Origin of the sequence: Bacillus massiliglaciei (assembly GCF_900098925.1) — a bacterium.
GTDB classification, from domain to species: domain Bacteria; phylum Bacillota; class Bacilli; order Bacillales; family DSM-1321; genus Peribacillus; species Peribacillus massiliglaciei.
The window spans coordinates 1-11,612 of record NZ_LT622353.1 but is presented as its reverse complement, the minus strand read 5'-3'; the positions used below and the strand labels follow the sequence as shown (position 1 = coordinate 11,612).

At 43.4% G+C, this 11,612-nt stretch carries 9 protein-coding genes and 1 riboswitch; of the genes, 2 read left to right on the top strand and 7 right to left on the bottom strand.

Annotated features, from left to right (window positions below; all coding sequences use genetic code 11):
• Positions 1–47: 47 nt before the first annotated feature.
• The 6 genes from ltrA to BQ4305_RS02780 all read right to left on the bottom strand — a co-directional run bounded on the left by ltrA (position 48) and on the right by BQ4305_RS02780 (position 6,718).
• Entirely contained in the window at positions 48–1,307 is a 1,260-nt protein-coding gene (gene ltrA, locus BQ4305_RS02805) for a group II intron reverse transcriptase/maturase (RefSeq protein WP_110926134.1), read from the bottom strand.
• Between the two features lie 158 nt (positions 1,308–1,465).
• Entirely contained in the window at positions 1,466–1,636 is a 171-nt protein-coding gene (locus BQ4305_RS21220) for a hypothetical protein (protein ID WP_199880500.1), read from the bottom strand.
• A 270-nt stretch (positions 1,637–1,906) separates the two neighbouring features.
• Positions 1,907–3,172, bottom strand: coding sequence for a cation:dicarboxylate symporter family transporter (locus tag BQ4305_RS02795; RefSeq protein WP_110926404.1), 1,266 nt, complete (start codon positions 3,170–3,172; stop codon positions 1,907–1,909).
• A gap of 138 nt (positions 3,173–3,310) precedes the next feature.
• Positions 3,311–3,463, bottom strand: a riboswitch (cyclic di-AMP (ydaO/yuaA leader).
• A 235-nt stretch (positions 3,464–3,698) separates the two neighbouring features.
• On the bottom strand, positions 3,699–5,051 hold the full coding sequence (locus tag BQ4305_RS02790; RefSeq protein WP_110926383.1) for an efflux RND transporter periplasmic adaptor subunit: 1,353 nt from the start codon (positions 5,049–5,051) through the stop codon (positions 3,699–3,701).
• A 12-nt stretch (positions 5,052–5,063) separates the two neighbouring features.
• A complete protein-coding gene (locus tag BQ4305_RS02785) occupies positions 5,064–5,729 on the bottom strand; it encodes a hypothetical protein (RefSeq protein WP_110926382.1) in 666 nt (221 codons plus the stop codon).
• A 110-nt stretch (positions 5,730–5,839) separates the two neighbouring features.
• Complete coding sequence (locus BQ4305_RS02780; protein ID WP_110926381.1) at positions 5,840–6,718, bottom strand: TetR/AcrR family transcriptional regulator; 879 nt, start codon at positions 6,716–6,718, stop codon at positions 5,840–5,842.
• A 180-nt stretch (positions 6,719–6,898) separates the two neighbouring features.
• On the opposite strand from BQ4305_RS02780, the gene BQ4305_RS02775 reads away from it, so the two are divergent.
• Positions 6,899–10,042, top strand: a complete 3,144-nt coding sequence (locus tag BQ4305_RS02775) for an efflux RND transporter permease subunit (protein WP_110926380.1) — start codon at positions 6,899–6,901, stop codon at positions 10,040–10,042.
• 191 nt (positions 10,043–10,233) lie between these two features.
• Here BQ4305_RS02775 and BQ4305_RS21215 read toward each other — a convergent pair whose 3' ends face one another.
• Positions 10,234–10,446, bottom strand: coding sequence for a hypothetical protein (locus BQ4305_RS21215; RefSeq protein WP_199880529.1), 213 nt, complete (start codon positions 10,444–10,446; stop codon positions 10,234–10,236).
• A 144-nt stretch (positions 10,447–10,590) separates the two neighbouring features.
• On the opposite strand from BQ4305_RS21215, the gene BQ4305_RS02765 reads away from it, so the two are divergent.
• On the top strand, positions 10,591–11,580 hold the full coding sequence (locus BQ4305_RS02765; protein ID WP_110926378.1) for an IS3 family transposase: 990 nt from the start codon (positions 10,591–10,593) through the stop codon (positions 11,578–11,580).
• Positions 11,581–11,612: the final 32 nt, after the last annotated feature.

The window sequence follows — 11,612 nt, the reverse complement described above, 5'->3', positions numbered from 1 at the left end:
CGACCTCTCACACCACCGTACGTACCGTTCGGTATACGGCGGTTCCATTAAGTTTGACGCAGAAATTCATATCGATTATATAAACTTTTCAACCCTCGGTGACTCCAATACAAGTTATTGAGGGTTTTGTGTAAGATTGGACTACAGGCTATTCTCCAATATTTCTTTCTGGAGTTTCCCCATTCATATGCCTTTTGGTCAGGGACACCTAGACCTTTGAGTTTTCTTACTCTTGTCCTCGGTTTCTTCCATTGTTTCCATTCAAGCATACGGAGTCTCCGTCTAATCCACTCATCAAATTCTTTAAATTTACTTGGTGTATCAGCCAATGCAAAATATCCACACCATCCCGTTAGATATTGATTTAGTTTCTCGATTCTAACTTCCATAGGAATTTGTTTAGAACGGGAGGTTAACTCCCGTATTTTAGCCTTAAACCTTTTAATACTTTCATTGGCTATTCGAACCTTCGGTTTCTTATTGACCGTAAAGCTAAAGCCAAGAAACTTTCGTTTCCACGGGCGATCAACTGCTGACTTTTCTCTATTTACTTTGAGCTTTAATTTCTGCTCAATAAAGCATGTAATTGAGTTCATCACTCGTTCTCCAGCTTTCTTCGATTTCATGTAAATATTACAATCATCGGCGTAGCGGACAAACTTGTGACCTCTCCTTTCTAACTCTTTATCAAGTTTATCCAAAAGGATATTCGAAAGAAGGGGGCTCAGTGGACCTCCTTGTGGTGTTCCTTCTTCTGCATCATAGACTACACCATTCATCATAATTCCTGCTTGGAGATATTTCCGTATAAGTTTCAAGACCAGCCGGTCTTGGATTCTACTTGCTAATATCCCCATTAACTTATCATGATTGACTCTATCAAAGAATTTCTCCAAGTCCATGTCAATCACCCATCTATAACCTTCACTTATATATTCCCTTGCTTTACGAACCGCATCATGACCTCTTCTATTTGGTCTAAACCCATAACTATGTTCTGAGAAGGTTGGGTCAAGAAGTGGGGTTAGAACTTGGGCGATAGCCTGTTGAATGAACCGGTCTGTCACGGTAGGTATTCCTAGTAATCTTACTCCACCGTTCGGTTTCGGGATTTCGACTCGACGGACTGGGTTAGGTTGATAGGTACCTTCCCTTAATGAATCACAAAGAGTTTCCCAGTTCTCATAGAGATGTCTTCGTAGGGATTTTACGGACATTCCATCTATGCCGTGACTCCCTTTGTTCTTCTCCACACGTTTAAGTGCTTCTATTAAGTTTTCCCGTGACAGAATCAGATCCATTAACATGTGATATTTCCTTTCGACGTGAACGTAGAAATCTAATTATGTTATTCCTGCTCCACCCTCATGAAGTCCCCTGTGGAATTCACCACTTCCTCCTTCAAGTAAGTCCTTTCGGATTGTCTGCTTCTATACAGGAATTATATGCCTAGTTCTCGTTCTTCCTAATAGTTCAGTCCTTCCCATTCCATCTCGAGTTGGAATGGTACTATGACCTCGGCTGACTTCTGATTGTTCAGCTGTCCATCGCTGGATAGGTTACCAAGGGAACTTGGCGTTCCAATCAGACCTCCCCGGGTAAGAGTACAGTCTTTCCCTCCATCTATCTGCTTCATTTACTCTGTACCACCTTCGGCAGTAAGGACTTCGTTTTGTTGTGCAAACTCATCCAATGGTACCTAGCCTTATATGAAGTTCGTGTTCCTCAGACCGGAGGTTTGCCGCTCGCTTCCTTCAGATTCTGCGTCACCACAGACACCCTTGCGTTAAGCTAACCATTACTACTGCCTTCATGGTTCGGGACTCTCACCCTATAGACTGCACCCATGCCGGGCGCACGCAAAAAGGCCCAAATCCCGATATTCGGACTTGGACCTTTTGATGGATTAAGATGCCTGAGAAGCTTCTGTTTCTGCTGGCGGGTTAAATTGCCCTTCCCATTTGGAAATGACAATCGCTGCAAGAGCATTCCCTACTACGTTCACTGCCGTACGTCCCATATCAAGGATACGGTCAATACCGGCGATAAATGCTAATCCTTCAAGCGGAATTCCTACCGTTCCCAATGTTGCTAATAATACAACGAAGGAGACGCCTGGCACACCTGCAATACCTTTGGATGTGACCATCAATACGAGCATAAGCGTAATCTGTGTACCGATGCTCAAATCAATGCCGTACATTTGAGCAATGAAAATGGCCGCTAATGCCTGATAAAGGGTGGAGCCATCCAGGTTGAAAGAATAACCGGTCGGGATAACAAATGTGGCGATATGTTTCGGGCATCCCGCTTTTTCCATTTTATCCATAATTCTTGGAAGCACCGTTTCTGAACTTGCTGTTGAGAAAGCCAGAATCAATTCTTCCTTGATCAGCTTGATCAATTTAATAATGCCAAAACCTGCAAACTTAGCGATAATGCCAAGCACAACAAGTACGAAGAAAATCATCGTTCCGTAAACCGTAAGAACCAGCTTCAGCAGCGGCCAAAGTGAACTTAGGCCAAACTTTGAGATAGTGACCCCAATAAGCGCGAATACACCGATTGGAGCAAACTTCATGATCATGTTGGTGACATAGAACATAGCCGACGCCATGCCCTGGAAAAACTTAAGGACAGGCTCGCCTTTTTCGCCGATTGCGGCAATACCCAGTCCAAACATAACCGAGAAGAAGATAACAGCAAGCATGTCCCCTTCTACAAGTGCCTGGAATGGATTAGATGGTACGATATGCACAATTGTTTCAACAAAGGACTTTCCGCCCTCTTCTTGATGCTCAGCTGTATCCACATAGCTGCTGATATCCGTCTGGGTAAGCTCACTCATATTGAGCCCTGCTCCCGGTTTGATCACATTGGCTGAGACCAAGCCGACCGCAATGGCGATCATCGTTACGACAACAAAGTATGAGATGGATTTTCCGCCTAACTTACCGACAGATTTCAAATCTCCGACACCGGCAATGGCAACGATAATGCTTGCCATAACAATCGGCACAACGATCATTTTAATCATGCGGAGGAAAATATCTCCGAGAGGCTGAAGATAGCCTTGGGCCGTTTCGCTGCCGAAGAAGATCGCACCGACGATAATCCCTATTATTAAGCCGATGAAAATTTGGCTGGCTAAACTTAATTTAAACTTTTTCATTTCATTCCTCACCTTCCGTCTATGATGTATAACAGTTTGGTCTGGCAAGGGAAACATACTGGTCTGATAGACAAGCACATACTCTTGGGCTGAAAAAAAAGACACTGTAAAGGTGCCCCTCCTAGCCTGAACATTCAATTGTTCCCTCTAAGACGCTGACGAGGTTAGCTGTCGGGTTAGGACTCGGAAACCTGATGCCCTTTCAATCGAAAATTGAATTCACCCCTAGCGGCAGGCCGCAAAATTGGGTCCCCCGTTCTTTAAAGAAATAAGATTAAGCGAGATGTTGCTAACAAAATATTATCTTAAAAACATTAATATGTAAATATATTTTTAACACACACTCCGAAATCTTCTGCATAATGCTTTATTCTTCTGCCTAATCTTATATTCTTCTAGGTGAATCAAGCTAGCCATCTTTTCTGTTTATATTTTATAAGTATATCATAATTGAGAAAATTCTAATAATGAAAAATTTTCCTGAACACCTCTTCTCAGGCGCGCCGCTCAAGGTTGGAAGCATGCCTCATTTTTCAAGCAGGCCGATCAGAAAGTATCTCCATCTTTTCTTAGGCGTCAGCTGCTTAAAGGCCGACATTCCTGCTTTCTCTGTTTTTACCCTTGTTATAAATTTTGAATCGTTCATTGGAATTTTTTTTGGTTCCTGAAGAATGACCGTCCCGGCTCCGGGTCCCTCTTTCAGTTCCTGCCTGCCTTTGGCAGCAAGGCCTTCCTGGATATTTTCCCTTGACACTTTCCCTTGATGATTGAGGGTATAGACAAACGGCCTGTCCTTATGGCGGACCGTATCTTTCCTGATAAACGGAACATTCTTAGCCTCATCTGTAATGATGGTCACATCCGCCTTTGCTCCGGCTGGCAGCCCATTGTCTTCCGCTTCAGACGGAGGATGGACCGTTTCGTTCTCTTCCTTCACGGCAGGCTCACTGTTTTCCTGATCAGCCGTCTTCTCTCCTGATCCGGTTTGGTCCATGGCTGCCTCAAAGGCATAAGTACCTTCTGTTTCCAAATTCGGTTCTTTCTCCGGATAGGCCTGAATCTTCTCGATTGTCCCTGAAACAGGCTTCTTTAAATAAGGAGAGATAATTTGAACCGCCATGCCCGTTTCGGCTTTCTTCAGCTGCCCAACCGTGAGAATCCCCTCAATGAGAGTTTCCCCCTCCGCTATGGTGATGACCGGATTCTTCAAGGAAGGGTTCACATCCTTAATGATACCGTCCGTTTCACTTTCCGCTTGTCCAGCCTGGCTCTTTTCCTCAATCGCGGTAAGCTCGGCATCAATCGATTTCACTTTTTCCGCAAGCTTGCCGGCCTCCATCTCCTGTTTGTATATTTCCTGCTGCATCAGGTCTTCCGAGGAATCCGGGGGTTCCGGTGAAACTGATGCCTCTGCATCCAGTCCTTCATGAAATGCCCCGGCTGTTTCCTCAGCAGGAAAAGAAGATCCATCCGAATTGCTGCCCGTATGGCCTTCCAGCTTGCTGATATACCGCTCGATTTCCGCTATTTCACCTTCTGTCAGGCTTTTTTCCCTTTCAAGCTCTTTTCTCTCTGCATCCAATGCAGGTGTTTCGTATGTATACAGCGGGGTTCCTTCGCTTACTTGATCGCCTTCCTTAACAAGGAAACTGCCGAACTTCCCTTCCTTCTCATCAAAATAAACATAACGCTCGCCGGCAGGCCTGGCCACACCCTTCACCTGAAAGGATTCCGTAACCGTCCCCTTTTTCACCCGCTCCCATTTTTTCACAAAAACAGTGCGGTCAACCTTGCTGTCCTTCTGTTCGACCAAATATAGATTGACGGCTACAAGCGCTGCTGACAGGCTGAGCCCCGTCCATACTTTCCACTTCTTCACTTCGACATCACCTCATAGTAAGATGCTGATTTCCAAATAAGCTAAGAAAGCCTTCACAACCCAGGATAATAAATAGAACGAGACAACAATGAACAGGATGAACCACTTGTTCGTTTGTACAGCCAGCTGCTTCAAATAGAAATACTGAAGCAGGATGACGATGAACTGGAAAATCGTCCATTCGCTGAAAAAGTGGATAAAAAATTCATTTTTCATTACATATTGGCTGATGATGCCTAATGAAAAAGGATTTGCATCAGCATTCAAATCGAGCAGCACCAAAAACGGAAGGGTAACGGCCTTTTCAAACATCAGAAGCAAAAAAAGGAACATTTGCACAATGACACACTTTATGTAAGAAACATCAAAAGCAATCCAAAACACCAATGAACCGAGAAATAAAAATAAAACAGGATAAACCGCTCCTGCCGCAAGATTCCCGGCCAAGACCAGCAGCCTGCCCATCTGGTATTCACGGTCCGTCAGATTGGCCAATTCCTTCGAAAAGGACTCTGAACCGACTCCGAAATAGCCATACAGGGCGAATACAAGCATACTGATCAGTAAAGTTGCCGCAAGCTTCCAGCCAAACCGAGTGACTTCCTCCGCCCTCACCAGCTGAAAACCGCTGCTTTTTGGTTCTAAAATCCCCTTCAACAGCCGTACTTGATATGTCATGCATAATCCTCCATCGATGAGTTATGTACATATTTATTTTATCTTATCATGTAAAAAAGTGCAGGATTATTCACTTTAAAATTTAAAAAACAAAAAAGAAAGAGCCTCCCTCAGGAAAGCTCTTTCTGGTTTAAAACCTTTCTTAATTTTACCGTGAGCATTCGAAGGAAAGAATGCCGCTGTGCCTGCTGTTCCAAAAACAGCAAAAGACTCTCCAAGATAACCGCATTCGGTTCCTGCTTGGAAAATTCCGTCTTAAGCATTCTCAAGGACTCCGCCGCCTTTTCGCCCTTTTCCGCCTTTTCCGCATTCTCTGCCGCCTCCTCGATTAAATCCAGGACAGCTTCTTCAGAAAGACTCGTTTCCCGAAGGAATTCATGATAAAAACCCGCCTTTAATAAGGGCTCGTCTGTTTCTTGGAGGCCGCGGACCACCGCATCCATCCGATTCAAAATATAAGAAGGAATCCGGCTTTGATCCAAAGAATCCGGTTTCAGGAACAGAAAGGAAATATACCCATTGAACAGCGAATCCAGGATGATAGTACAGTCCGGAATGAACTGTGCGGGAAGGTCGGGGTAAATTTCGGCTATCCGCTCATTGCTCCTTTTAAGGGAAAGGTAATGAACATGCTGCAGAAATTGATCCAGCTCCTCGTTGATATACATCATTTGTTCTCTCAACATCATCTTAATCCAATCGCTGTGCATCTCCAGCTGGTTGATTTGGAACTTCATCTGCTTAATCAATTTCTCCCTGCCGTCCAAATCTGTCCTTGCTTCAATCTCCGCAAAAACTTCCCTATATTCATTTACATAATACTTAAAAATGGAAACAACTAACTCTTCTTTTGATTTAAAATAATTATAAAAAGAACCTTTGGCCATTCCGCAGCGTTCAGCAATTTCCTGAACAGAAGTGGCATGATAGCCTTTCGTTCCGAATAATTTGACCGCTTCATTAATAATCAATTTTTTCTTATCCAGCATCTCATTTCATCCCCTCATCAATTCGTTGACCAATGAGTCACCGGTTTATTCTATCCTATAATCCAGAAGAGAACAACCTGAAAGATCAAAGCTACTTATTATTGCAATGCAATATGATATCCGCTATATTTAAAAACATGACCAATCAGTCATAAAAACAAAAAATTGGAGGGCAAAAGCTTGAATTCGATTATTAACTTTTCGCTGAAAAATAAACTGGCGATCTGGCTCTTGACGATTATCATTGTCGCTGCCGGTTTATATTCGGGGCTTAATATGAAGCAGGAAACGCTTCCGAATATTTCAACCCCGGTCATCATGATTAATACTACTTATCCCGGAGCCGCTCCGGAAGATGTAGAAGAGAAACTGACAAAGCCAATTGAACAGCACGTCACCAATTTGGCTGGAGTAGATACGGTCAGCTCATCCTCCATGGCCAACGTATCTTCCATTCAATTAGAATATGATTACAGCACCGATATGAAGGAAGCTGTAAGCGAAGTAAAAGATGCCTTAGGCAGTCTGGACCTTCCAGAGCAGGCCCAGGAGCCGGATGTCTCCAGGATGTCCTTGAACTCCTTTCCGGTCATCGCCCTCAGCGCAGCCAGTGATAAAACAGACCTAAAACAGCTGACTAAGGATGTCGAAGAGCTGCTCGTTCCTGAGCTCGAAGGCATTGACGGCGTTTCCTCTGTAACGATTTCCGGACAGCAGTTCGAAGAGGGAACCATCCATTTTGATCAGGAAAAAATGGCCCAATATGGTCTTGATGAAGAAACAGTCAAAGGAATCGTCCAAGGCTCCAATGTTTCATCGCCTCTTGGTATTTTCAACTTTAGTGATAAAGAAAAAACCATTGTCGTCGATGGAAATATTACCACTTTGAAAGACCTTAGAAATATCGAAATACCAGTAACAGGCGGCAGCCCTGCAGCAGCCCAGGGCATGGACCAGGCTGCCCAGCAGGCACCACAGCAAGGCAGTGCCCAAATGCCGGCAGCACAGGCGCCGCAGCCGCAAAAAGTGAAGCTTTCAGACATTGCTGATATTGACATTCAGGAAACGACTGAATCCATCGCTAAAACGAACGGTAAAGATTCTATCGGCATTCAGGTAACAAAATCGCCGGACGCCAACACTGTCGATGTTGTTAACGATGTAAAAGACAGCATAGCGGATTTCGAAAAGGATGTCGACGGAGCAGAGGTCTTCACAACACTGGACCAAGGCCAGCCGATTGAAGATTCCGTTGAGACGATGCTTAGCAAAGCCCTTTTCGGCTGTTTATTTGCGATCATTGTCATCCTGCTTTTCCTAAGAAACATCCGTACAACATTAATTTCCGTTATCTCCATCCCGCTTTCATTATTGATTGCGATTCTGTTGATTAAACAAATGGATATTACACTGAACATCATGACACTCGGAGCCATGACCGTAGCAATCGGCCGTGTTGTCGATGACTCAATCGTCGTTATTGAAAATATCTACAGACGAATGTCCTTGAAAAACGAGGCATTACAAGGACGCGATTTAATCCGATCGGCAACGAAAGAAATGTTCATCCCGATCTTCTCATCCACTGTCGTAACAGCAGCCGTTTATCTGCCTCTTGCAGCGGTGACAGGACCTGTCGGCGAATTATTTACCCCATTCGCTCTGACCATGGTATTCTCTTTGTTCGCTTCCCTGCTTGTGGCCATTACGCTTGTTCCGGCTTTAGCCCACCAGTTCTTCAAGAAAGGGCTGAAAGGAAAAGGCGGCAAGGAGCATGAAGAAAAACCAGGCAAAATCGCAGGCTACTATAAGCGCGTTCTGAACTGGTCCTTGAACCATAAGCTTGTTACCTTTATCATTGCTACCCTGATCCTTGTCGGAAGCTTGTTCCTTCTTCCAAAAATCGGATTCAGTTTCATTCCGGAAGAAGAAGAGAAAACCGTCATGATCACCTACACTCCTGCACCAGGTGAACTGAAAGAAGATGTAGAGAAAGAAACGGCAAAAGCAGAAAGTTATCTAATGGATCAAAAAGATATCGACACCGTTCAATACACAGTCGGTGAAAGCATGATGGGAATGGGATCAGGATCAGATAACTCAGCCCTGTTCTACCTCATCTATGATGAAGATACGAAAAACTTCGGTACGAAAAAAGAAGATGTTCTCAAACATTTCAATAACCTGGATTCCAAAGGCACTTGGAAAGAACAGAATTTCACCGGAACAGGTTCCAACGCCATGACCCTTTATGTCTACGGGGATACGCAAGAAAAGATCGAACCAGTCGTAGATCAAATCAAAGCCATTATGCAGAAACATAAAGAACTGAAAGATGTAGATACCAGTCTTTCTGAAACTTATGATCAGTACACGTTAATCGCTGACCAGGAAAAACTGAGCGACTTAGGACTGACTGCCGGTCAAGTTGCCATGTCTCTCTCCAATACAGGTTCGGAAGAAGAACTGACAACCATTAAAAATGACGGCAAAGAAATCAAAGTCTATATCGAAAAAGAAACAGACACATACAAAGATAAAAACGACCTGGAAAACAAAAAAATCGCCACTCCAATGGGTTCAGAAGTTCCATTAGAGGATCTTGTCAAAATTGAAGAAGGCGAATCATCGAACACGATCTCAAAACGTGACGGAAAGATTTATGCTGACGTATCCGGCACCATCACCGTCGATGACGTCTCCAAAGTAACAGCAGACGTTCAAAAAGAAGTAGACAAAATTGACCTTCCTGCAGGCGTGACTGTCGACTTTGGCGGTGTAACGGAACAAATGAATGAATCCTTTACACAGCTCGGTCTTGCGATGCTCGCAGCGATTGCGATTGTATACTTTGTTCTCGTCGTGACTTTCCATGGCGGATTGGCTCCGATTGCCATTCTGTTCTCCCTTCCATATACCGTGATTGGTGCATTGGTGGGCTTATGGATTGCCGGAGAAACATTGAGCGTATCCTCTCTCATGGGAGTCTTGATGCTCATTGGTATCGTCGTCACAAATGCCATCGTCTTGATTGACCGTGTTATCAAGAAAGAAGAAGAAGGCATTCCTACCCGCGAAGCCTTGCTTGAAGCAGGTGCTACACGGATCCGTCCAATTCTGATGACTGCACTGGCCACAATCGGTGCCCTGATTCCTCTTGCCATCGGCGCAGAAGGAAGCGGCCTGATTTCCAAAGGTCTCGGCATCACCGTTATCGGCGGACTGGCCAGCTCCACATTGCTGACACTATTAATTGTTCCCGTTGTCTATGAATTCATCATGAAATTCAGCAGAAAGAACAGGAATAAAGAGTCAGTCGAATAATAGGCAGAAAGAAAGCAGGGATTCTCAGGATCCCTGCTTTTTCTATGTTTAAAAACTTGCTATAGAAATGATGGCGCCCTCTAACACAACTTCTTCTTCATCCCTCCTTTTTTTATACTTTTCTCCGGAAAGATATTTTGATTTTGGAATAAAGCGATTTACGCTGCAGGGGGTTCGCTTTCCGCGGGCGGTCAGGAAGCCTCCTCGTCGCAGCTTCCGCGCTCCTGCGGGGTCTTCCTTTGACCCGCTATTCCCGCAGGAGTCTCACCCCTTCCGCTCCAATCCAATCGATATAGTTTGGCAATTAACCCGTCATACCCCACTGTCAAAAATTGCGAATCACTTAGACTAAAGTCATTAGCAGTTAAAGATTCCCTTGAAGAAGTTGCTAGAAAATTTGGCATTACTGAACCACCTATGATTCTTAATTGGTTGAGAAAATGGCAAAATGAAGGTATTGAAGGGCTCTCTAAATCAAAGGGGCGTCCATCAATGTCCAACAAGCCGAAGAAAAATAAAAATGAAAAGAAAATGACGAAGGAAGAACAATTATTAAAAGAAATAGAATTACTACGTGCGGAGAATGCCTATTTAAAAAAGCTCCGAGCTTCAGGGATAAATATTCCGAGCCGACTGCTAAAACAGAATCCAGGGTCATCCACGAACTCAGAAAAGAATTCAAATTAGCTGTTATCCTTGAAGCGACAGGTTTTCCAAAGGCAACTTATATGTATTGGCAAAAACGATTTGATGACTCCAATCCAGATGAAGAGATTGAAAAGATTATCCAAGAGATTGTAAACAAACATAATGGAAATTATGGATATCGTCGAATTGATATGGAATTACGTAAGAGAGGTTATATCGTAAATCACAAAAAAATCCTACGGATTACCAATAAACTTGGTATTACTTGTACATCATTCACACGTAAATCTCGTAAATACAGCACTTACAAAGGAACTGTAGGCAAGATATCGAAAAACCTTGTAAACCGTAGATTCCATACAAGCATTCCACATCAAAAATTAACAACTGATACATCTGAATTCAAATACTATACGACCGATTCTAATGGGAAGATAATCATTAAGAAGGCTTATTTAGATGCATTTCTAGATATGTTTAATGGTGAAATTTTATCTTTTCGGTTCTCAGAACGGCCAAACGCTCAAGCTATTATGGATGCTTTAGATGAAGCAATTGAAATAACAAAAGACTGCCCCTATCGAACGACTATACACACTGATCAAGGCTGGGGCTATCAAATGAAAAGATATGTAAGGAAACTAAAAGATAACGGTATATTTCAAAGTATGTCCCGAAAGGGAAACTGTCTGGATAATTCACCAATGGAAAATTCCTTTGGGATAATGAAACAGGAAATGTATTACGGTAGAGTTTATAAGTCATTTGAAGAGCTTAAACAAGCAGTAACGGATTATATTTTTTACTATAACAATGAACGGATAAAAGCAAAATTGACTGGCATGAGCCCGGTGGAATACCGTCTTTATACCAGTCAACAAGCTGCATAAATATTTTGGTCTAACTTTTAGGGTTCAGCACA

Bases quoted from the DNA above. Each gene is read 5' to 3' on its own strand.
- BQ4305_RS02785 (WP_110926382.1), bottom strand. From the start codon at position 5,729: ATGACATATCAAGTACGGCTGTTGAAGGGGATTTTAGAACCAAAAAGC.
- BQ4305_RS21215 (WP_199880529.1), bottom strand. From the start codon at position 10,446: ATGCCAAATTTTCTAGCAACTTCTTCAAGGGAATCTTTAACTGCTAAT.
- BQ4305_RS21220 (WP_199880500.1), bottom strand. From the start codon at position 1,636: ATGAAGCAGATAGATGGAGGGAAAGACTGTACTCTTACCCGGGGAGGT.
- BQ4305_RS02795 (WP_110926404.1), bottom strand. From the start codon at position 3,172: ATGAAAAAGTTTAAATTAAGTTTAGCCAGCCAAATTTTCATCGGCTTA.
- ltrA (WP_110926134.1), bottom strand. From the start codon at position 1,307: ATGTTAATGGATCTGATTCTGTCACGGGAAAACTTAATAGAAGCACTT.
- BQ4305_RS02780 (WP_110926381.1), bottom strand. From the start codon at position 6,718: ATGCTGGATAAGAAAAAATTGATTATTAATGAAGCGGTCAAATTATTC.